Source organism: Pseudomonas sp. LBUM1668, assembly GCF_059695715.1.
This window is the reverse complement of the sequence record NZ_CP166787.1, coordinates 5,355,001-5,376,614: the sequence shown is the minus strand read 5'-3', so window position 1 is coordinate 5,376,614 and position 21,614 is coordinate 5,355,001. Positions and strand designations below refer to the sequence as shown.

The window sequence follows — 21,614 nt, the reverse complement described above, 5'->3', positions numbered from 1 at the left end:
ACGGTGCGCGCGCGGAAACTTGAGGTATACAATGCGCGCCATCGTGATTTAGCTCAGAAAAGGTGCGTCATGCAGCCCTTCGTAATTGCTCCGTCGATTCTCTCTGCCGACTTCGCCCGCCTCGGCGAAGAAGTAGACAACGTCCTGGCCGCTGGCGCCGACTTCGTCCACTTCGATGTCATGGACAACCACTACGTGCCCAACCTGACTATCGGCCCGATGGTCTGCGCGGCACTGCGCAAGTACGGCGTTACCGCGCCAATCGACGCGCACTTGATGGTCAGCCCGGTGGATCGCATCGTTGGCGACTTCATCGAGGCCGGCGCGACTTACATCACTTTCCACCCGGAAGCCACGCTGCACGTCGATCGCTCGCTGCAACTGATCCGCGAAGGCGGCTGCAAATCCGGTCTGGTGTTCAACCCGGCGACCCCGCTGGACGTGCTCAAGTACGTGATCGACAAAGTCGATATGGTCTTGCTGATGAGCGTCAACCCGGGTTTCGGCGGGCAGAAGTTCATTCCCGGCACCCTCGACAAACTGCGCGAAGCGCGGGCGATCATCGATGCGTCGGGCCGTGATATCCGTCTGGAAATCGACGGCGGCGTCAACGTCAACAACATCCGTGACATCGCTGCTGCTGGCGCCGACACCTTTGTCGCTGGCTCGGCGATCTTCAACGCGCCGAACTATCAGGAAGTCATCGACAAGATGCGTTCCGAACTGGCGCTGACTCGCCCATGAGCGGTTTTGAGCAGCTGTTCCCGGGCAAACTGCCACGGTTGGTGATGTTCGATCTGGATGGCACGTTGATCGACTCGGTTCCCGACCTGGCGGCAGCGGTGGACACTATGCTGCTCAGTCTCGGCCGCCAGCCTGCTGGCATCGAGTCGGTGCGCGAATGGGTAGGCAACGGCGCGCCGGTATTGGTGCGTCGGGCGCTGGCCTGCGGCATCGACCATTCGGCGGTGGATGACGTCGAGGCCGAGCACGCGCTGGAAGTTTTCATGCAAGCCTACGGCGCCAGCCATGAACTGACCGTGGTATATCCGGGCGTACGCGACACCCTCAAATGGCTGCAAAAGCAGGGCGTGGCCATGGCCTTGATCACCAACAAGCCGGAGCGTTTCGTCGCGCCGTTGCTGGATCAGATGAAAATCGGCCGCTACTTCAAGTGGATCATCGGCGGCGATACCCTGCCGCAGCAGAAACCTGATCCGGCGGCACTGTTCTTCGTGATGAAGATGGCCAATATCCCGGCCTCGCAGTCGCTGTTCGTGGGCGACTCGCGCAGCGACGTGCTGGCGGCGAAAGCGGCGGGGGTCAAGTGTGTGGCGCTGAGCTACGGCTACAACCACGGCCGACCGATTGCCGAGGAATCCCCGGCGCTGGTGATCGACGATCTGCGCAAGCTAATTCCCGGTTGCCTGGATCTGGCCGGTGGGATAACGTTGCCCGACGCTGTTCAACCCCCTTCTGGAAACGCCATCGTGGTGGTCACCCGCAAACTCTGGATGAAAGTCATCAAGGCCCTGGCCCGCTGGCGTTGGCGCGCCTGACTTGTTCCTGGCCGGCCTGCCGGCGCGTTTGCACACCTGACTGATAAAACCTCACACCACGAGGCACCTTATGATCCGCGAAGAATTCCTGCGCTTGGCCGCCGACGGCTACAACCGCATCCCGTTGGCCTGCGAAACCCTGGCCGACTTCGACACGCCGCTGTCGATCTACCTGAAACTGGCCGACCAGCCCAACTCCTACCTGCTCGAATCGGTGCAGGGCGGCGAGAAATGGGGCCGTTACTCGATCATCGGCCTGCCGTGCCGCACCGTGCTGCGGGTTCACGATCATCACGTCAGCATCACCGTCGATGGCGTCGAGACGGAAAGCCACGACGTTGAAGACCCACTGGCCTTCGTCGAAACCTTCAAGGCCCGGTACAACGTGCCGACCATCGCCGGTCTGCCGCGTTTCAACGGTGGTCTGGTGGGCTATTTCGGTTACGACTGCGTGCGTTATGTCGAGAAACGTCTGGGCAAATGCCCGAATCCGGATCCGCTGGGCGTGCCGGATATTCTGCTGATGGTCTCCGATGCGGTCGTCGTGTTCGACAACCTTGCCGGCAAGATGCACGCGATCGTCCTGGCCGACCCGGCGCAGGCGGATGCCTACGAGCAAGGTCAGGCGCGGTTGCAGCAATTGCTTGAGCAACTGCGCCAGCCGATCACGCCGCGTCGTGGTCTGGACTTCAGCAAGCAGCAGTCGGCCGACCCGGTGTTCCGCTCCAGTTTCACCCAGAACGATTACGAAAAAGCCGTCGACACCATCAAGGAATACATCCTTGCCGGTGACTGCATGCAGGTTGTGCCGTCGCAGCGCATGTCGATCGACTTCAAGGCTGCACCGATCGACCTGTACCGCGCACTGCGTTGCTTCAACCCGACGCCGTACATGTACTTCTTCAACTTCGGCGACTTCCATGTCGTCGGCAGTTCGCCGGAAGTGCTGGTGCGGGTCGAAGACAACCTGATCACCGTGCGCCCGATTGCCGGTACTCGCCCACGCGGGGCTACTGAAGAGGCTGATCTGGCGCTGGAAGAAGACTTGCTGTCGGATGACAAAGAGATCGCCGAGCACTTGATGCTGATCGATCTGGGTCGTAACGATACCGGGCGCGTCTCGGAAATCGGTTCGGTGAAACTCACCGAAAAAATGGTCATCGAGCGTTATTCCAACGTGATGCACATCGTGTCCAACGTTACCGGTCAGTTGAAGGCCGGGTTGACGGCGATGGACGCACTGCGAGCGATTCTGCCGGCGGGCACCTTGTCCGGTGCGCCGAAGATTCGTGCGATGGAAATCATCGACGAGCTGGAGCCGGTCAAGCGTGGCGTGTATGGCGGCGCGGTCGGTTACTTCGCGTGGAACGGCAACATGGACACCGCGATTGCGATTCGCACCGCCGTGATCAAGAACGGCGAGCTGCACGTGCAGGCCGGTGGCGGCATCGTCGCCGATTCGGTGCCGGCGCTGGAATGGGAAGAAACCCTGAACAAGCGCCGCGCGATGTTCCGCGCGGTGGCCCTGGCTGAACAAACCCCGGACGCCTGAGCCAACACAAAACCCTGTAGGAGTGAGCCTGCTCGCGATAGCGGTGGGTCAGTCAACAAAATCTGTTGAATGTTAATCCGCCATCGCGAGCAGGCTCACTCCTACAGTTGGTCGTATGTAGCCCAGTAAAAAAGCGGCGCCTGTGAGGGCGCCGCTTTTTTGTGCCTGCGATTTAGAAATCCAGCACCACCCCGACGTTGATCCCTTGCTGGGTAAAGTCATCATCCTTGCGGACGTTGTAGCTGGCACGTAGCGCCAGGTCTTTGGTGAGGTTGTGGCTCACGCCCAAGTTCAAGCGATTGAGGTTGGTCTGCGGGGTGTAGCCTTCCAGGGTGTACTGGTTGCCCGGCAGGCTGTTGAGATTCATCGTCACATCCTGAGCGTCATCGTTGTACTCACGTTCGTGAGCCAATTCGCCGAACACCTGGGTTTGCGAAGTGATCTGGTATTTGCCTTGAATCCCCAGACCGAGACGCCGGGAGATGCGCGACTGGTCATCGAATGTCAGCGCGGTGGAGTCAGCGCCGTCCTCCGAATAGCCATCGACTTCGACCTTGGCGAAATCAGCACTCACGAAGGGTGACAGGTGCCATGGGCTGCTCGCCTCTGGCGCGATGTCGTAACCCACGCGTCCGCTGAAGGCCAAAACATAACCGTCGGTGTCGCCTTTCTCGCCGCGCTCGTTCGTACCCAACTGGAATTTACGCTTGAGGCTGTCGTAATCCAGGTGCCCGGCGGTCACGGCCGCGTCACCCCACCAGCGGTTCTGCTGGTACTGGGCGAAAGCGGTGCCCATGTAGGTGTTCAGCTTGTAGTCGGAATCATGCTCGCCTGCTTCGAGTTTCTGGTTGTAGAAACCGGCCGCCAGGCCAACGCGCCAGGCGTCGTTGAGGCGGTAGCTGCCACCGATGTTCAAGTTGTAGCCATTGCCGTCGGCGCTGGCACCGCTGTCCTGGCTGTCGAAGTCCTGATGTTGGCCGCCGCCGGCGACAATCGCGCGCCATTGGCCAACGCCTTGCCAGTTTTGCCAGTCCGCCAGCCACTGGTTACGCAGTTCATCCTGATGCGAGCGCAGGGTGCCTTGCGCCATCTCTGGCAACAGGGTCGCTTCCCACGGTGCAGCCAGCAGCGAGTAAGCGTAATCGGCGATCAGGCGCTGGCCGGCTTCGGTGGGGTGAACTGCATCGTTGTAGATCAGCTTGGTCGGGTCTGGCGTCGCACTGTTGATCCCGTACCGGGCATTCTCGGTGCAGCCGTTACCGCTGAAGCAGGTGGCGCTGAGGTTCTGGTCGGTGGCCAGACCGAACTGGCCCGGGTTGGCAAACGACTCTTTGAGCAGCACCGGAACGTTCAGTGGAATCACGTTAGCGTTGACGCGCTGCAACTGGCTGACCAGCTCGGTGTTGAACTGATCGCTGAGCTGGGACGTCAACGCTTGCAGTGGAGTGCCATTGAAGGCCGGGGTGAAGCCGATGTCCGGCAGCAGCCATACCATGATGTAACGGGCGCCGGCTTGTTGCAGGGTTTGCGCGCTGCTCGCCAGGCGATCAGCCGCAGCGCTGGCCTGTGGCAGACTGGTCACGCGCCCCTGAAGGAAGTCATTGCCGCCCCCCGAGAGGTAATACAACGCATTCGGATCGGCGCGAAAACCGTTCGACGGCAGGTAACCGGCGCGGGTGCGTTCGCCGGTGGCGGATTGCGTGGTGATCGAATCGAGAATCTGGTCGGTACGATAACCGCCTACCGCCCAGTTGTTACCGTCGGCCAGGCCTTCGCCGGCGCGTACTGCCGATGATGAAGATGCCGTCTGATCCGGCGAGAACCCCAGTTTGCCGCCGAGGATCTGCGTCGCATTGAGCGAGCGCAATTCGCCGCTGCCATCCAGATACACCGGGCCGGTACGGTTGGTGTAGCGCTGGGTGGCGCCGTCCGGGCCGCCGCTGTCGCTAAAGGTGCCGGCGTCATTGAGGCTGTCGCCGAAAACAATGAAATTCGAATAAGGATTGGGCGCGGCATTCGCCTGCGCACAGGCCAATGCGAGCAAGCAGCTGGCCAGCGGTACAAACAACGTCTGTTTGATCATGAGCAAGTCCGTTTATTTATTGTTGTAGGTGAACAAAACGACAGTACCAAAAACTTCCGGCCTTCTGCCATCGGTCGCGAATCCTCAACTGGATTTATCCACCAAAGGCCCGGCCATATTGCACGCTCCGCCCAGCTAAGTTACTGTGCCCGAACGTATGAACGAGACCTTCCCCGTGTTGATCACCAGCAAACTTCTGGATCAAGTCATCAAGGCACACGCCCGTTGGCGTTGGCGCGCCTGAATCTTTTCTGCCGGCCCGGCCGGATCTGTATCGCTTTGCCTTCCTTGCTCGTTTGAATTGCCGCTTTGCCGACGCCCCTTGTGTGTCCGACATCGTGCAGCGCCCTGCGGGCAAGTCATCTGAAGGCTGTCTTCAAGTCAGAATTCAAAGAGGTTCGAAACGCCATGTTGCTGATGATCGACAACTACGACTCCTTTACTTACAACGTTGTGCAGTACCTCGGCGAGCTGGGTGCCGAAGTCAAAGTCGTGCGCAACGACGAATTGACCATCGCCGAAATCGAAGCGCTCAACCCCGAGCGCATCGTGGTGTCTCCCGGCCCTTGCACGCCGACCGAAGCCGGTATTTCCATCGAGGCTATCAAGCACTTCGCTGGCAAGCTGCCGATTCTTGGCGTCTGCCTCGGCCACCAGTCCATCGGTCAGGCCTACGGCGGTGACGTGGTGCGCGCCCGTCAGGTAATGCACGGTAAGACTAGTCCGGTATTCCACGAGGACAAGGGCGTTTTCGCCGGCCTGAATCATCCGCTGACAGTCACCCGCTACCACTCTCTGATCGTCAAGCACGATACTTTGCCCGATTGCCTGGAACTGACCGCGTGGACGCAACACGATGACGGATCGGTCGACGAAATCATGGGCCTGCGTCACAAGACCCTGAACATTGAGGGCGTACAGTTTCACCCCGAGTCGATCCTGACTGAACAAGGCCATGAACTGTTTGCCAACTTCCTCAAACAAACCGGCGGCACGCGCTAAGGACTTCCCATGAATATCAAGACAGCCCTGAGCCGTATCGTCGAGCACCTCGACCTCAGCACCGATGAAATGCGCGATGTGATGCGCGAAATCATGACCGGCCAATGCAGCGACGCACAGATCGGCGCGTTCATGATGGCCATGCGCATGAAGAGCGAGAGCATCGACGAAATCGTTGGCGCCGTGTCGGTCATGCGTGAGCTGGCCGATCAAGTCGAACTGAAAACACTCGACGGCGTGGTCGACGTGGTTGGCACCGGTGGTGACGGCGCCAACATTTTCAACGTATCCACTGCTTCTTCCTTTGTGGTTGCCGCTGCCGGTTGCACCGTAGCCAAGCACGGTAATCGCGCGGTATCGGGCAAGAGCGGCAGCGCCGATTTGCTTGAAGCGGCCGGCATCTATCTCAACCTGACGCCGGTTCAAGTCGCCCGTTGCATCGACAACGTCGGCATCGGTTTCATGTTTGCCCAGACCCATCACAAAGCCATGAAGTACGCCGCCGGCCCGCGCCGCGATCTCGGCCTGCGTACGCTGTTCAACATGCTCGGCCCGCTTACGAATCCGGCCGGTGTGAAACATCAGGTGGTGGGCGTGTTCACTCAGGCCTTGTGCCGGCCTCTGGCCGAAGTATTGCAACGTCTGGGCAGTAAGCATGTGCTGGTGGTGCATTCAAAGGACGGTCTGGACGAGTTCAGTCTCGCCGCGCCGACTTATGTCGCCGAGCTGAAAAACAACGAAATCACCGAATATTGGGTCGAGCCGGAAGATCTGGGCATGAAGAGCCAGAGCCTGCACGGCTTGTCGGTCGACGGCCCGGAAGCGTCGCTGGCGCTGATCCGCGATGCACTGGGCAAGCGCAAAACCGAAAACGGCCAGAAAGCCGCTGAAATGATTGTGCTCAACGCCGGTGCAGCGCTCTACGCCGCCGACGTCGCCAGCAGTTTGAAACAGGGCGTGGAGCTTGCGCACGACGCCCTGCATACCGGCCTCGCTCGGGAGAAACTCGAGGAGCTGGGTGCCTTTACCGCGGTATTCAGAGTGGAGAATGAAGGATGAGTGTACCGACGGTTCTGGAAAACATTCTGGCCCGCAAAGTTCAGGAAGTCGCCGAGCGTAGCGCCCGCGTGAGCCTGAGCGAGCTGGAAAGTCTGGCCAAGGCGGCCGATGCACCACGCGGTTTTGCCCAGGCATTGCTGGCGCAGGCCAAGAAGAAACAACCAGCGGTCATTGCCGAAATCAAGAAGGCTTCGCCGAGCAAAGGCGTGATCCGTGAGAACTTCGTTCCGGCCGACATCGCCAAAAGCTACGAGAAGGGCGGGGCGACCTGTCTTTCTGTGCTGACCGACATCGATTACTTCCAAGGCGCCGACGCTTATCTGCAACAGGCGCGCGCCGCGTGCAAGTTGCCGGTAATCCGCAAGGACTTCATGATCGATCCGTACCAGATCGTCGAAGCCCGTGCGCTGGGCGCCGACTGTGTGCTGCTGATCGTCTCCGCGCTGGACGATGTGAAAATGGCCGAACTGGCTGCGGTGGCCAAAGGCGTCGGTCTCGATGTGCTGGTGGAAGTGCACGACGGTGATGAACTGGAGCGCGCGTTGAAAACACTCGACACGCCACTGGTCGGCGTCAACAACCGCAACCTGCATACCTTCGACGTCAGCCTGGAAACCACCCTCGATCTGTTGCCGCGTATTCCGCGCGATCGTCTGGTGATCACCGAGAGCGGCATCCTCAATCGTGCCGATGTCGAGTTGATGGAAATCAGCGACGTGTATGCGTTCCTGGTGGGCGAGGCATTTATGCGTGCGGAAAGCCCGGGCACTGAATTGCAGCGTCTGTTCTTCCCAGAGCGCGGTGTCGCAATCAGCGGTTCGACCCTCGACTGACTACCGTTAGACCGAGTTGACGGCATCGCGAGCAGGCTCACTCCTACACTTGGAATGCGTTCCCCTGTAGGAGTGAGCCTGCTCGCGATGCCGTCATTAGAAACTCTACAGATTGAACTGTCTGGCGGATAACTTGATGACTCCAACCTCCCTCACCATCGAAGCGGGCCTCCAGGCCGAACAAGACTTGCTCGCCTCAGTCTGTGCCGGCGACTCAGAGTTCGGCCTTCTATTCTGGCAGCCCAATGACCGCGCCCTGGTCATGCCTCGCCGCCTCAATCGTCTACCCGGTTTCGATCACGCCTGCGAAGTCTCCGCCGCCGCCGGCTGGCCAGTACTCCTTCGCGAGACGGGCGGTGAACCTGTCCCGCAATCAGCCTCGACCATCAACATCGCGCTGGTCTACGCACCACCGCGCAGCGAAGGCGATCTGAATCGCATCGAAACGGGCTACCGGCGTCTTTGCGATCCGATTTGTCAGTTGCTGGATGAGTTGGGCGGTACGTCGTCACTGGGTGAAATTGATGGGGCGTTCTGCGATGGTCGCTTCAACGTCAATCTCGACGGCCGCAAAATGGTCGGCACCGCCCAACGCTGGCGTCAGAGTCAGGGGGGGCAGCGTCCGGTGGGTCTGGTGCACGGTGCGATGTTGATGGATGACGAGCGCGAATCGATGGTGGCGGCGGTCAATCGCTTCAACGAAGCTTGTGGCCTCGAGCAGCGGGTACGTGCGCAAAGCCACATTGCCCTGCATGAAAAATTCAACGCGCCACAGGCATTGGCGCGTCTTGATGAGCTGTTTCGATTGATGCTGGCGCAGATGTACAGCGCCTGAGTTTCGAGCTTACCGCGTACCGAAGACCACCATGGTCTTGCCTTTCACGTCGACCAGGTTGCGTTCCTCAAGATCCTTGAGCACGCGACCGACCATCTCTCGCGAGCAGCCGACAATTCGCCCGATTTCCTGACGCGTCACCTTGATCTGCATGCCGTCGGGATGGGTCATCGCGTCCGGCTGTTTGCACAGTTCCAGCAGGCAACGGGCGACACGACCGGTCACGTCGAAGAACGCCAGATCGCCGACCTTGCGCGTGGTGTTGCGCAAGCGTTGTGCGATTTGTCCGCTGAGCACGTAAAGAATGTCTGGATCCTGCTGCGACAATTCACGGAATTTCACGTAACTGATTTCCGCAACTTCGCATTCGACCTTGGCCCGCACCCAGGCGCTGCGTTGCTGTTCCTGGCCAGCCTGTTCGAACAGGCCCAATTCACCGAAGAAGTCCCCGGCGTTGAGGTAAGCGATGATCATCTCGCGACCGTCGTCGTCTTCGATCAGGATCGTCACCGAACCCTTGATGATGAAGTACAACGTATCCGAACGGTCGCCGGCGCAGATGATGTTGCTCTTGGCTGCATGACGACGACGCTGACAATGCATCAGCAGCTTGTCGAGGTTCTTGATTTTGGGTGTGGGGGTAATAGCAACCATGGTTGTATCCCGAAAAGACTGCACGGTGATGTTTGATTTTTTTATGAGGCGCTGAAGGCGGTCGCTACACAGCTGGCATGGGCGCCAGCGAATTGGCGCCAGCTTACCAGACACTTCGTCGCAAATTCGAGAAATTACCTACACAGTTGGAGCATTCGTCCTAGGAATGCTGCTCGCTGTCAGGGCAATCCCCTGTGCTAAGCTGGCGACCCTTTTTTTACAGTGGAGTCTGGGCGATGAAGGCACGCATCCAATGGGCTGGCGAAGCCATGTTCCTCGGCGAATCCGGTAGCGGTCATGTCGTGGTCATGGACGGTCCGCCGGACGCCGGTGGTCGTAATCTGGGTGTCCGCCCGATGGAGATGCTCCTGCTGGGTGTCGGCGGTTGCAGCAACTTCGACGTGGTCAGCATTCTGAAGAAGTCCCGCCAGGCCGTTGAAAGCTGTGAAGCCTTCCTCGAAGCCGAGCGTGCGACCGAAGACCCGAAGGTGTTCACCAAGATCCACATGCACTTTGTGGTCAAGGGCCGTGGGCTAAAAGAAGCCCAGGTCAAACGCGCCATCGAACTGTCTGCCGAGAAGTATTGCTCGGCTTCGATCATGCTTGGCGCGGCTGGCGTGGCGATCACCCACGATTACGAAATCGTCGAACTCGGTTGAAGCGACATTCAACTATCATAAAGGCAGTGCAGACTCTGGCGATCCCCCACTGACGTCTGCATAATGCGCCACTTTTTTCAGGGCAGTGACCGGTCAGCCGACGGGTCATCCGCCTGAACAGATAACCAAAATCGCCATAGCGAAGAGGTGTTAACGGTCCTACGCAGGTGCGTTGTTCGCATTTGACGGGCATGCTTGATCACGCGGCTGTGCCGCATACATAGAGAGTTTTTAACGGTGAAAAGCAAACTCAAGCTCCACGGGTTCAATAACCTGACAAAGACCTTGAGCTTCAACATCTATGACATCTGCTATGCGGAAACCCCGCAAGACCAGCAGGCGTACGTCGAGTACATCAATCAAGAGTACAACGCCGAACGTCTGACGCAGATCCTCACGGAAGTTGTAGAAATCATTGGTGCCAACATTCTGAACATTGCGAGTCAGAACTATGAGCCTCAGGGTGCCAGTGTCACAATTCTGATCTCGGAAGAGCCGGTGACCCCGACTGAAAGCCAGATCGAAGAATCGCCAGGTCCGTTGCCCGAAATTATCCTGGCCCACCTCGACAAGAGTCACATCACGGTGCATACCTATCCGGAAATACACCCGGATGCCGGTATTGCGACTTTCCGTGTAGACATCGATGTGTCGACCTGTGGTGTCATTTCACCGCTTAAAGCGCTCAATTTCCTCATTCACCAGTTCGATTCGGACATCGTGACCGTGGATTACCGTGTGCGCGGCTTCACCCGTGACGTTGAGGGCAACAAGCACTTCATCGACCACGAGATCAATTCGATCCAGAACTACCTTTCCCAAGACACTCGCGACGCGTATCAGATGACCGACGTGAACGTGTACCAGGAAAACCTGTTCCACACCAAAATGCTGCTGAAGAACTTCGAACTGGACAACTACCTGTTCGGCGACGCCACCAGCAATCTGTCGTCCGAGCAACGTGCCCAGGTGACTGATCGTGTGAAACACGAGATGCTGGAAATCTTCTACGCGCGCAACATGCCGACGTAAGAGTTTCAGGCACAAAAAAGGCGACCTTTCGGTCGCCTTTTTTTTGTTTCGCTACAGGACCCTGTGGGAGCCGGCTTGCCAGCGATAAGTCCCTGTCCGACGATGCAAACTTCAGATCCGATAAGTACTCTTGGTCATCACCTTGGCCAACAGACTCATCCCGAACTTCACCGGTGCCGGAAACCGGAAACCACCCGCATCCAGCGCACTCTCGGCATGATGCTCTTCATCAATGCGCATCTGTTCAAGGATCGCCCGGGATTTTTCGTCCTCGACTGGCAGTTGCTCCAGGTGCTCGTTCAAGTGCTTGCATACCTGATGCTCGGTCGCCGCAACAAACCCGAGGCTGACCTTGTCGCTGATCAGACCGGCCACAGCGCCAATCCCGAACGACATGCCATAGAACAGCGGATTAAGCACGCTGGTATGACTGCCCAACTGGTGAATACGCTGTTCGCACCAGACCAGATGGTCAATCTCTTCTTCGGCCGCATGCTCCATGGCCTTGCGCACTTGTGGCAGCTTGGCGGTCAGCGCCTGTCCCTGATACAGCGCCTGGGCACAGACTTCGCCGGTGTGGTTGATGCGCATCAGCCCGGCGACGTGGCGGGTGTCTTCGTCGCTCATCTGGGTTTCCGGCTGCAGAATCGCCGGTGACGGACGGTACGGCTGGCCGCTGAAGGGCAGCAAGGTACGCATCGCGGCATCGGCTTGCAGCAGAAGACGGTCAATCGGCGAGTAGTGACGTTGGGTAGTCATGCTGACCTCCGGGAAGAATCTCGGCGGCCAGTTTAACCGAATCGGCCGGAGAAGGTTTGCGCTGGGTCATTTGTGGCTGTTCATGCTTGATGACGCTTCATGTAGGAGCGGCCCGAGCCATCGGCAGCTCCTACACAGGTCGCGCTGGATCAGCCCGGCGGCCAGTTCATCTGGCGTTGTCCGAGTACGTGCATATGAATGTGGTAGACGGTCTGCCCACCCTTTTCATTGCAGTTCATGACGACCCGGAAACCCTCTTCACAGCCCAGTTCCAGTGCCAGACGTTGCGCGGTAAACAGGATATGCCCGGCCAGTGCCTTGTCGTCTTCGGTCAGGTCATTGAGGGTGCGCACCGGTTTTTTCGGGATCACCAGAAAATGCACCGGTGCCTGAGGGGCGATATCGTGGAAGGCCAGAACCTGGTCGTCCTCGTAGATGATGTTGGCCGGGATTTCCCGGTTGATGATCTTGGTGAACAGAGTATCCACTGCTGTTTTCTCCGTTGTTTGGGCTGGTCTGAGTGTACTCATGGGGACTGAACCCGCCCAGTGTTTTGCCGTAGGACAGATCAGCGCGGGCAGTAGGCCTTGTTGACCATGCCGACGATGGTGCGGTTCAGCCAGCGCGAACCCAGTCGCGGTAAAAACGCGACCCAGCGGTTGCGCCGACCCGGAATGATGATCGCGCGATTTTTCTCCAGCGCGCGAACGGTATAGAGCGCGACTTCTTCGGGGCTCATCAGCATTTTGCTGTCTTTGAGTTTGTCACTGTTCAACTGCGCAGTGCTGAAAAAAGCCGTGCGGGTCGGGCCTGGGCAGAGCACCGAAACTTTCACCGCGCTTTGCTTGAGCTCAACTCGCAATGCTTCGGAGAAGTGCAGCACATAAGCCTTGCTGGCGTAATAGGTGCTCATCCACGGGCCAGGATTGAACGCCGCCACGGAGGCAACGTTGAGAATCTGTCCGCCACCCTGCAGCGCCATGCTGTTGCCAATCGCATGGCACAGGCGGGTGAGGGCGAGGATGTTTACTTCGATCAGGTCCTGCTCGGTCATCCAGTCCTGAGCCAGGAAAGGGCCGCAAGTACCGATGCCGGCGCAGTTCACCAACAGGTCGATTTGCCGGTCACCTTCTTCCAGCTCCAGCAAGAAGCCGGACAGGCGCAGCGGTTCGCCCAGATCGCAGGCACGGAACAGGACCTCGACGCCGAAGCGCTGGGTCAGTTCGATTGCAATACTTTCCAGCTGATCACGCTGTCGTGCCACCAGAATCAGGCTGCGGCCGCGCCGGGCCAGCGCTTCGGCCATGGCCAGGCCGATGCCGCTGGAGGCGCCAGTGATCAGAGCGTAACGGGTCATGCAGTTCTCCATCGCAACAGCTCCGCGCCAGCGACGCGGGTGTCACGGCGGGGAGCGCTGTTCATTCTTCCGCAGAGTCTACAGGGGCCTGCGCCGCTTCGGCTGCTTCGTCGCTGGAATTCGCTGCCGGTTCGACCTCTACTTCAACTTCATCGGTGGTCATCGAGCCGCTGTCGTAGCTGCTTTCGAGGCTGGTTTCGTATTCCTGCTGGATGGCCGAAATCCCGCCGAGTATCCCGCCCAAGAAAAACAACCCGATAAAGACGATCCACAGTGCACTCAAAACCTTGACTGCTGTGTTGTTGGGCGGAGGTGGTGGCCCGTATCGGTTGGCACCGGTATTGCCCGGCACGACCATGAGTACAAAAGGAAAGATGCTGCCCACGAATGGGACCAGGGTCAGCAACCACAGCCAGCCGGACCAACCGATATCGTGCAGGCGTTGCACGGTGAAGAAAATGCTGATGACGATAAGCGCCAAACCCAGAAAGAGCGCGACGATGCCGCCGATGATCAGTCCGCTGGTGGATTCTGTGCTGACCAGTCCCACGGCAATCAGCGCGAAAATGCTGATGATCGGCAGGCTTACCAATGTCACGACCATCGTCCAGGCCAAGAAGCGCAAACGACCGATCCGGCCTTCCACACCAAGCGGTTTGAGCGGTGCAAACCCTGCGAAGGTTTCACCGACGCTGGCCCGCGGTGGCGCATAAGGCGAAATGGGCTCTGCCACGGCAGCGGATTGTTCGCGTACGTCCGAGAGGTTCAGCTCGATGGCTGTTTCGGCTTCGATCCGGGCGTCGATCCCGGTTTTGTTCAATGCTTGCAGATAGGTCTGCGCTTCGCTGTGAGACAGATCGCGCTTGAGTGCCACGGTGCTGCCGTTGAACAGCCGCTCAATGCTGGCCACTTCGCTTTTGAATAGATCTGCGAGATTAAGCTTGGCGGTGGTGATATCGACACCGGGCTGTAGAGCTCCATCGAAAACGATCTTGTAACGGGGGTCGCTCATGGCCGAGGCATCCTTGTCGCGATAGATTGAAAGGTCGTCAGTGTAAAGCCAGTCCGCTAGCGACTGGCCTGATTTTTTCTTAGCGCGGCCAGCGTTGCGGCAACTGCGCGGCACGTTCCTGAGCCTGCCGGTATTCAGTGTCGAGGCGGGTGATCAACTGATCCACGCTGGGCAGATCATCAATCTGCCCGACACCCTGACCGGCAGACCAGACAGTCTTCCAGGCTTTGGCTTCATCGCTGATCGGCTTGAGCTTGTCACCGAAATTGACTTCGCCTTTGCCTTGCAGCGCCGCCAGGTCGAAACCCGCAGCCTCGAGGCTTTGGCGCATGAAGCTGGCCGGCACCCCCGACACCGCTGGAGTATGAATGATGTCGGCTGCTTTGGCTGTCAGCAGCATCTCCTTGTAGGCGTCAGGCGCATGACTTTCGGTGGTGCCGATAAATCGCGTACCGAAGTAGGCCAAATCCGCACCGAGCAATTGAGCGGCCAGAATCTCATGGCCATGGTTCAAACATCCTGCAAGCAATAGCGTTTTGTCGAAGAACTGACGGATCTCGGCGATCAGCGCAAATGGACTCCACGTACCTGCATGGCCCCCGGCGCCGGCTGCGACGGCAATCAAACCATCGACGCCAGCCTCGGCGGCTTTCTCGGCATGGCGGCGAGTGGTTACATCATGGAAGACCAAGCCTCCATAACTGTGCACCGCGTCGACTAACTCTTTCACCGCGCCGAGGCTGGTGATGACGATCGGCACTTTATGTTCGACGCAAATAGCCAGGTCCGCCTGCAAGCGCGGGTTGCTGTTGTGAACGATCAGGTTCACCGCATACGGCGCCGGATTGTCCAGTGTCGCCAGGCCCGCCTCGATCTGCTCCAGCCAGGCTTTGAACCCGCTGCTTTCGCGCTGGTTCAGCGCCGGGAAGCTGCCGACCACGCCATTACGGCAGCAGGCCAGTACCAGTTCCGGGTTGGAAATCAGGAACATCGGCGCCACCACTACAGGCAAGCGCAGACGTTGTTCGAGCAGAACGGGCAGCGACATTAGGAACACCCCAAAGATTTGTACTGGTTGAAGTTAGAACGGCTTGACCACCACCAGAATTACGATAGCCAGCAATATCAGAACCGGCACTTCATTGAACCAGCGATAAAAGACATGGCTGCGGGTGTTCTCGCCACGGGCAAAACGTTTTACCTGCGCGCCGCACATGTGGTGGTAGCCGATGAGCAAGACGACAAGGGTCAGCTTGGCGTGAATCCAGCCACCCATGCTGAAGATGCTCGGGTTGAGGTAGATCAGCCAGCCACCGAAGATCAGCGTGGCGATCATCGCCGGGCCCATGATGCCGCGATAGAGCTTGCGCTCCATGACGCTGAAGCGTTCTTTGCTGATCGTGTCTTCACTCTGTGCGTGATAAACGAACAGCCGCGGCAGGTAGAACAGCCCGGCAAACCAGCACACGAGGCTGACGATATGAAACGCTTTGATCCACAGATAGAGCATTTTTAGTTATTCCCAGGTTCACGGTAGCCTGGATAGTAGAGGCTTGAGCGTCCGCACGTCACCTTGACGGTTGTCGCAGGCGCGCGCGGCCCCTATTATCGACGGCTTTCCAGTGGGTTCGTTGAGGGCAGGTTTATGGTCAAGGTCGGTATCGTCGGCGGCACGGGTTACACCGGTGTCGAACTGCTGCGTCTGTTGGCACAGCATCCGCAGGCAGAAGTGGCAGTCATCACTTCCCGATCCGAGGCCGGTCTGGCCGTGGCTGATATGTACCCGAACCTGCGCGGTCATTACGACGGCTTGGCCTTCAGCGTGCCGGACATCAAAACCCTCGGCGCTTGCGACGTGGTGTTCTTCGCCACGCCGCACGGTGTCGCTCACGCTCTGGCGGGTGAGCTGCTGGCGGCAGGCACGAAGGTCATCGATCTGTCGGCAGACTTCCGTCTGCAAGACGCTGAGGAATGGGCCAAGTGGTACGGTCAGCCGCACGGCGCACCAGAGTTGCTGGATGAGGCGGTCTACGGTCTGCCGGAAGTCAATCGTGAGCAAATCAGGAAAGCCCGTTTGATCGCAGTGCCAGGGTGCTATCCGACGGCTACGCAATTGGGTTTTCTGCCGCTGCTTGAAGCAGGTCTGGCCGACACCTCGCGTTTGATTGCCGACTGCAAATCCGGTGTCAGCGGTGCCGGTCGCGGCGCGGCTGTAGGTTCTTTGTACTCCGAGACGTCGGAAAGCATGAAGGCTTATGCGGTGAAAGGTCACCGTCATCTGCCGGAAATTCGCCAGGGTTTGCGTCGTGCCGCGGGCAAGGATGTTGGTCTGACCTTCGTGCCGCACCTGACTCCGATGATCCGTGGGATTCACTCCACGCTTTACGCGACAGTGGTTGATCGCTCGGTTGATCTGCAGGCGCTGTTTGAAAAGCGTTATGCCAACGAACCGTTCGTCGATGTCATGCCGGCTGGCAGCCATCCGGAGACTCGCAGCGTGCGTGGCGCCAACGTCTGCCGCATCGCGGTTCACCGTCCACAGGATGGCGATCTGGTGGTGGTGTTGTCGGTGATCGACAATCTGGTCAAAGGCGCCTCGGGGCAGGCGGTACAGAACATGAACATCCTGTTCGGGCTGGATGAGCGTTTCGGCTTGTCTCACGCCGGTATGCTGCCGTAACATTTTAAGTCGCACAGCAAAAAGGCCCGTTGAACGGGCCTTTTTGCATTCTGAACAGCTCGTCGGCTTTATTGATATACCGTAACAATAGTTGACCGATTTTCTCGGACAAGCGGATAATGCGCGTCATCACGCATTATGGCGGCGTAACGCCGGGAGATAGTCAGCATGAGCGTCGAATCCTTCACCCCCACGGCTTTGCAATTCACCCAAGGTGCTGCGCACAAGGTGAAGAGCCTGGTCGATGAAGAGGGGAATGATCGCTTGAAGCTGCGCGTATTCGTTACGGGCGGCGGTTGTTCAGGGTTTCAATACGGTTTCACCTTCGATGAAGATGTTGCCGAGGACGACACCATTGTCGAGCGCGAAGGCGTAAGTCTGGTGGTTGATCCGATGAGCTTCCAGTACTTGGCCGGTGCGGAGGTGGACTACCAGGAAGGTCTGGAAGGTTCTCGCTTCGTGATCAAGAACCCGAATGCTTCCACGACTTGTGGTTGCGGCTCGTCGTTTTCGATCTGATCGCACTTCGCTGCACACGATAAAACGCCGCAGAGCCTTACGGTTCTGCGGCGTTTTTTATTGCCGGCGTTTTGCTCAGTTGGGGTAGATGGCACCAAGTACACGCAGGCCTTTGGCGCCGGTGACGCTCGGGCGGTTGGTGGCGATGCCTTCGAGGCAGCAATGAGCCAGCCAGGCGAAAGCCATGGCTTCTACCCAGTCAGGATCTACGCCATGAGTGGCGGTGCTGGCGACTTTCGCGTTTTTTGGCAGCAACTCGGCAAGACGATTCATCAGTGTCGCGTTGTGTGCGCCGCCACCGCAGACCAGCAGTTCGCGGGTATCCGATTGAGCGCTTTTCAGCGACTCAATAATGGTCAGCGCAGTCAGTTCGAGTAACGTTGCCTGTACGTTTTCAGCTGGGTACGCCTGCAGGCTTGCAAGGTGTTGTTCCAGCCAGGGCAGGTTGAACACTTCCCGGCCAGTACTTTTCGGGCCTTTGGTCACGAAGAACGGATCGCTGAGCAATGCTTTCAATAGGGTTGGCTCAACAGATCCGGAGGCTGCCCACTGGCCGTTGCGATCATAGTTATCGCCACGCTGCTGCTGAATCCAGGCGTCCATCAGAACATTCCCAGGCCCGCAGTCGAAACCGGCTACAGGCTTGGTCGGCTCAATCAGACTCAGATTGCTGAAACCGCCGACATTCAAGACAGCCTGATTGCCGGTACGCTCTTCGAACAAAGCTTCATGGAAGGCTGGCACCAGAGGCGCACCTTGACCGCCGGCAGCGACGTCGCGGCTGCGGAAGTCACTGACCACCGTGATACCCGTCAGTTCTGTCAGCAGGGCAGGGTTACCAATCTGTACGGTGAAACCGCGCGCTGGCTCGTGGCGAATAGTCTGGCCATGGCTGCCGATCGCACGGATAGCTTCAGGTTTGAGTTGTTGCTGGCCGAGGAGGGCATGGATGCCCTGTGCCGCGAGCCTTACCCATTTTTGCTGGGCAATCGCCGAGCGAGCGATCTCGTCGGGGCCGCTTGCGCACAAGCCAAGCAGCTCGGCGCGCAGGGATTCAGGCATGGGAATGTAGTGCGTGGCGATCAGTTTGATCGCCGTGGTTTGCTCGATCAGGGCGATGTCCAGCCCGTCGAGACTGGTTCCGGACATCACACCGATATAGAGAGCCATGGCTTAACGCTTGCTCGAAGCCAGCATGGTGGCCTTCTCTTGGTTCATGCGCGCCATCAGTGGTTGGCTCTGCGCCAGGAAGCGGGCGCGTTCGGCTTTGGCGATTGGATCGGCCATTGGCAGCTTCTGGCCCAGAGGGTCGACGTGAACGCCATTGACCTGGAACTCATAGTGCAAGTGCGGGCCGGTCGACAGGCCGGTCGTGCCGATATAGCCGATCACTTGGCCCTGCTTGACGCTGCCGCCGGTCTTCACACCTTTGGCGAAGCCTTGCATGTGGCCGTAAAGCGTACGGTAAGTATTGCCGTGTTGAATGATTACAGTATTGCCGTAGCCACCGCGGCGGCCGGCCAGCAGCACTTTGCCGTCACCGGCAGCCTTGATCGGCGTGCCGCGCGGGGCTGCGTAGTCGACGCCTTTGTGGGCGCGGATCTTGTTCAGGATCGGGTGCTTGCGGCCCATGGAGAACTTGGAACTGATGCGGGCGAAGTCCACCGGAGTGCGGATGAACGCCTTGCGCATGCTGTTGCCATCGGCAGTGTAGTAGCTGCTATTACCCTGTTTGTTGGTGTAACGCACAGCGGTGTAGGTCTTGCCGCGGTTGGTGAAGCGTGCTGACAGGATGGGGCCGGTGCCGACAGCTTTACCGTTGACCACTTTCTGTTCGTAGATCACATCGAATTCATCGCCCTGGCGAATGTCCTGAGCGAAGTCAACGTCGTAGCCGAAGACACTGGCCATATCCATGGTCATGCTATGGGAAAGCCCGGCGCGAGCGGCGGATTGCGATAGCGAACTGTTGATTACACCGTGAGCGTAGGCGGTGCGAACGGTAGGTTTTGTAGTAATCCGGTTGAAGGTGAAGCCCTTGTCATTCTTGGTCAGGGTGATGGTTTCAACGTCGTTGACTTTGCTGTGCAGGCTTGTCAGTTGACCTTCAGGATTGAGTTCGAACTCGAGTTTCTGGCCGCGCTTGAGCTGGCTGAACTGTTTGGCTTGTTTGTCGCTGGCCAGAACGTCATGCACAGCGGTTGCAGGCAAACCGACCTTTTCGAACAGGGTCGATAGCGTATCGCCTTTTGCGACAACTACTTCTCGATGGCCAGGGGCTTGTGGTTTTTCAGCGATCGGAGCCGGGGCGGGCGCCGCTTCAGCGGTTTGTGGTGTGTTTTCTTCACTGTTTTCGATTTGGGCGAACGGCGAGGCCACAGGCTCATTTGTGGCTTGAGCGGCGTCTGCAGCGTCTTGATCTTGTGTCAGTTGTTCAGCAGGACTTTCCAGTTCAAGGCTCAGGGTTGTCTTTTTGGCTTCTACATCACTGGAGGGAAATACCAGGAGCGCCAGGCTGAGAAGGGCGGCGATTCCACTTGCAGCGAGCAGGTGGGTCTTCGGGTAAAGCGGCGGCGCTTTAGACGGTTCGGTGGTCATAGGTAATTTTGACTTTGAAAAGTGATGAATTGGAAAAGATGAATGACATGATGAAGATGAAATAACTGTATAAAATATAACCAAATCATCTCTGAAGCAAGTCTACAGACATCGCGTCTGTGGATTGGTGTCCGTGCGCCGGGCAAAACTTGTAATTGGTGCGCGATCTTGTATGGTTGGTTCCCTTTGAATCTGAGCCTTGCGGGTCTGTTATGAAGTCGGTTGAAGAGCAGCTAGCGCTGATAAAACGTGGTGCGGAAGAACTGTTGGTCGAGTCCGAGCTGATCGAGAAGCTCAAGCGCGGCCAACCGCTGCGTATCAAGGCTGGTTTTGATCCAACCGCTCCGGATCTGCACTTGGGTCATACCGTGCTTATTAATAAGCTGCGTCAGTTCCAGGAGCTGGGGCATCAGGTGATCTTCCTTATAGGGGACTTCACCGGGATGATCGGTGATCCGAGCGGCAAGAGCGCCACTCGTCCGCCGTTGACCCGTGAGCAGGTCTTGGAAAACGCCGAGACTTATAAAACTCAGGTGTTCAAAATTCTCGATCCGGCAAAAACCGAAGTTGCTTTCAACTCCACCTGGATGGATCAGATGGGGCCGGCGGACTTCATTCGTCTGACTTCGCAGTACACCGTCGCGCGCATGCTTGAGCGCGATGACTTCGACAAGCGTTACACCACCAACCAGCCAATCGCTATTCACGAGTTTCTCTATCCGCTGGTTCAGGGGTATGACTCGGTCGCTCTGCGTGCGGACGTTGAGTTGGGCGGTACCGATCAGAAGTTCAACTTGCTGATGGGGCGTGAGCTGCAGCGTGGTTATGGTCAGGAAGCTCAGTGCATTCTGACGATGCCTCTGCTCGAAGGCCTCGATGGCGTGAAGAAGATGTCCAAGTCACTGGGCAACTACGTCGGTATTCAGGAAGCGCCGGGCGTCATGTACAGCAAGCTCGTATCGATTCCGGATGCGTTGATGTGGCGTTACTTCGAATTGCTCAGCTTCCGCTCGATGGACGAGATCAATGCGTTGCGTGCTGATGTAGAAGCAGGCGTCAATCCGCGTGATGTGAAAATCAAGCTGGCTGAAGAGATCGTTGCGCGCTTCCATGGCGAAGAGGCTGCAGCGAACGCTCACCGCGCGGCGGGTAATCGTATGAAGGATGGCGAGCTCCCGGATGACCTGCCGGAGATCGAACTGGCTTCTGCTGAAGATATGCCGATTGCCGCCGTCCTTAATAAGGCTGGTCTGGTGAAGAACTCGGCGGCGGCGCGTGATCTTCTGGCGTCCGGCGGTGTACGCATAGATGGTGAGGTCGTTGATCGCTCCTTTATATATGTAGTGGGTGCGACCCACGTTTGCCAGGCTGGCAAGAAGGCTTTTGCACGTATCACGCTGAAATCTGAATAAAATCGAAAA

Annotated in this window: 22 protein-coding genes; 12 read left to right on the top strand and 10 right to left on the bottom strand. The window is 58.2% G+C overall.

The window, feature by feature from the left end:
• The first annotated feature begins 69 nt into the window (after nucleotides 1–69).
• The 3 genes from rpe (at nucleotide 70) to trpE (ending at nucleotide 3,111) form a co-directional block, all read left to right on the top strand.
• Nucleotides 70–744, top strand: coding sequence for a ribulose-phosphate 3-epimerase (gene rpe / locus ACA061_RS24285; protein ID WP_150601825.1), 675 nt, complete (start codon nucleotides 70–72; stop codon nucleotides 742–744).
• The gene (locus ACA061_RS24280; RefSeq protein ID WP_497300164.1) at nucleotides 741–1,559 is read left to right on the top strand and encodes a phosphoglycolate phosphatase; all 819 of its coding nucleotides are present in this window, start codon (nucleotides 741–743) and stop codon (nucleotides 1,557–1,559) included. Before rpe ends, ACA061_RS24280 begins: the two co-directional genes overlap by 4 nt.
• Nucleotides 1,560–1,629: 70 nt before the next feature.
• Complete coding sequence (gene trpE, locus ACA061_RS24275) at nucleotides 1,630–3,111, top strand: anthranilate synthase component I (protein ID WP_150601823.1); 1,482 nt, start codon at nucleotides 1,630–1,632, stop codon at nucleotides 3,109–3,111.
• 172 nt (nucleotides 3,112–3,283) lie between these two features.
• Here the strand turns inward: trpE and estP are convergent, their stop codons facing one another.
• Complete coding sequence (gene estP / locus ACA061_RS24270) at nucleotides 3,284–5,194, bottom strand: esterase EstP (RefSeq protein ID WP_497300163.1); 1,911 nt, start codon at nucleotides 5,192–5,194, stop codon at nucleotides 3,284–3,286.
• A gap of 408 nt (nucleotides 5,195–5,602) precedes the next feature.
• On the opposite strand from estP, the gene ACA061_RS24265 reads away from it, so the two are divergent.
• From ACA061_RS24265 to ACA061_RS24250, 4 genes are all read left to right on the top strand, one after another.
• Entirely contained in the window at nucleotides 5,603–6,196 is a 594-nt protein-coding gene (locus tag ACA061_RS24265; protein WP_150593733.1) for an aminodeoxychorismate/anthranilate synthase component II, read from the top strand.
• A 9-nt stretch (nucleotides 6,197–6,205) separates the two neighbouring features.
• The gene (gene trpD / locus ACA061_RS24260; protein ID WP_150601821.1) at nucleotides 6,206–7,255 is read left to right on the top strand and encodes an anthranilate phosphoribosyltransferase; all 1,050 of its coding nucleotides are present in this window, start codon (nucleotides 6,206–6,208) and stop codon (nucleotides 7,253–7,255) included.
• Entirely contained in the window at nucleotides 7,252–8,088 is an 837-nt protein-coding gene (gene trpC, locus ACA061_RS24255; protein WP_150601820.1) for an indole-3-glycerol phosphate synthase TrpC, read from the top strand. Before trpD ends, trpC begins: the two co-directional genes overlap by 4 nt.
• 136 nt (nucleotides 8,089–8,224) lie before the next feature.
• Nucleotides 8,225–8,923, top strand: coding sequence for a lipoate--protein ligase family protein (locus tag ACA061_RS24250; protein WP_411959653.1), 699 nt, complete (start codon nucleotides 8,225–8,227; stop codon nucleotides 8,921–8,923).
• A gap of 9 nt (nucleotides 8,924–8,932) precedes the next feature.
• Here ACA061_RS24250 and crp read toward each other — a convergent pair whose 3' ends face one another.
• On the bottom strand, nucleotides 8,933–9,577 hold the full coding sequence (gene crp / locus ACA061_RS24245; protein ID WP_150601818.1) for a cAMP-activated global transcriptional regulator CRP: 645 nt from the start codon (nucleotides 9,575–9,577) through the stop codon (nucleotides 8,933–8,935).
• Nucleotides 9,578–9,813: 236 nt separating this feature from the next.
• Here crp and ACA061_RS24240 point away from each other — a divergent pair, with 236 nt between their 5' ends.
• Both ACA061_RS24240 and speD read left to right on the top strand, forming a co-directional pair.
• Nucleotides 9,814–10,236, top strand: a complete 423-nt coding sequence (locus ACA061_RS24240) for an OsmC family protein (RefSeq protein ID WP_003228794.1) — start codon at nucleotides 9,814–9,816, stop codon at nucleotides 10,234–10,236.
• Between the two features lie 237 nt (nucleotides 10,237–10,473).
• A complete protein-coding gene (gene speD / locus ACA061_RS24235) occupies nucleotides 10,474–11,268 on the top strand; it encodes an adenosylmethionine decarboxylase (protein ID WP_210700467.1) in 795 nt (264 codons plus the stop codon).
• A gap of 111 nt (nucleotides 11,269–11,379) precedes the next feature.
• Here the strand turns inward: speD and coq7 are convergent, their stop codons facing one another.
• The 6 genes from coq7 to hemJ form a co-directional block, all read right to left on the bottom strand.
• Nucleotides 11,380–12,027: a 2-polyprenyl-3-methyl-6-methoxy-1,4-benzoquinone monooxygenase gene (coq7, locus tag ACA061_RS24230; RefSeq protein WP_047303750.1), complete on the bottom strand. Its 648-nt coding sequence runs from the start codon at nucleotides 12,025–12,027 to the stop codon at nucleotides 11,380–11,382.
• 149 nt (nucleotides 12,028–12,176) lie between these two features.
• On the bottom strand, nucleotides 12,177–12,515 hold the full coding sequence (locus tag ACA061_RS24225; protein WP_122594836.1) for a histidine triad nucleotide-binding protein: 339 nt from the start codon (nucleotides 12,513–12,515) through the stop codon (nucleotides 12,177–12,179).
• Nucleotides 12,516–12,595: 80 nt separating this feature from the next.
• On the bottom strand, nucleotides 12,596–13,384 hold the full coding sequence (locus tag ACA061_RS24220) for an SDR family NAD(P)-dependent oxidoreductase (RefSeq protein WP_210553557.1): 789 nt from the start codon (nucleotides 13,382–13,384) through the stop codon (nucleotides 12,596–12,598).
• Nucleotides 13,385–13,445: 61 nt separating this feature from the next.
• A complete protein-coding gene (locus ACA061_RS24215; protein WP_210553558.1) occupies nucleotides 13,446–14,396 on the bottom strand; it encodes a DUF805 domain-containing protein in 951 nt (316 codons plus the stop codon).
• 79 nt (nucleotides 14,397–14,475) lie between these two features.
• Entirely contained in the window at nucleotides 14,476–15,444 is a 969-nt protein-coding gene (locus tag ACA061_RS24210) for an NAD(P)H-dependent flavin oxidoreductase (RefSeq protein ID WP_497300161.1), read from the bottom strand.
• 33 nt (nucleotides 15,445–15,477) lie between these two features.
• Nucleotides 15,478–15,906 carry a protoporphyrinogen oxidase HemJ gene (hemJ, locus tag ACA061_RS24205; RefSeq protein ID WP_150601813.1) on the bottom strand — a complete coding sequence of 143 codons (429 nt, stop codon included), beginning with the start codon at nucleotides 15,904–15,906 and terminating at the stop codon, nucleotides 15,478–15,480.
• 135 nt (nucleotides 15,907–16,041) lie between these two features.
• On the opposite strand from hemJ, the gene argC reads away from it, so the two are divergent.
• Both argC and erpA read left to right on the top strand, forming a co-directional pair.
• A complete protein-coding gene (gene argC / locus ACA061_RS24200; RefSeq protein ID WP_042561359.1) occupies nucleotides 16,042–17,076 on the top strand; it encodes an N-acetyl-gamma-glutamyl-phosphate reductase in 1,035 nt (344 codons plus the stop codon).
• A gap of 168 nt (nucleotides 17,077–17,244) precedes the next feature.
• Nucleotides 17,245–17,595: an iron-sulfur cluster insertion protein ErpA gene (gene erpA, locus ACA061_RS24195; protein ID WP_042561358.1), complete on the top strand. Its 351-nt coding sequence runs from the start codon at nucleotides 17,245–17,247 to the stop codon at nucleotides 17,593–17,595.
• 75 nt (nucleotides 17,596–17,670) lie between these two features.
• On the opposite strand, the gene ACA061_RS24190 is transcribed toward erpA, so the two are convergent.
• Nucleotides 17,671–18,765 carry an anhydro-N-acetylmuramic acid kinase gene (locus tag ACA061_RS24190; RefSeq protein ID WP_497300160.1) on the bottom strand — a complete coding sequence of 365 codons (1,095 nt, stop codon included), beginning with the start codon at nucleotides 18,763–18,765 and terminating at the stop codon, nucleotides 17,671–17,673.
• A 3-nt stretch (nucleotides 18,766–18,768) separates the two neighbouring features.
• Complete coding sequence (locus ACA061_RS24185) at nucleotides 18,769–20,193, bottom strand: peptidoglycan DD-metalloendopeptidase family protein (protein ID WP_497300159.1); 1,425 nt, start codon at nucleotides 20,191–20,193, stop codon at nucleotides 18,769–18,771.
• A gap of 212 nt (nucleotides 20,194–20,405) precedes the next feature.
• On the opposite strand from ACA061_RS24185, the gene tyrS reads away from it, so the two are divergent.
• Nucleotides 20,406–21,605 carry a tyrosine--tRNA ligase gene (gene tyrS, locus ACA061_RS24180; RefSeq protein WP_150617716.1) on the top strand — a complete coding sequence of 400 codons (1,200 nt, stop codon included), beginning with the start codon at nucleotides 20,406–20,408 and terminating at the stop codon, nucleotides 21,603–21,605.
• The last annotated feature ends 9 nt before the right edge of the window (nucleotides 21,606–21,614 follow it).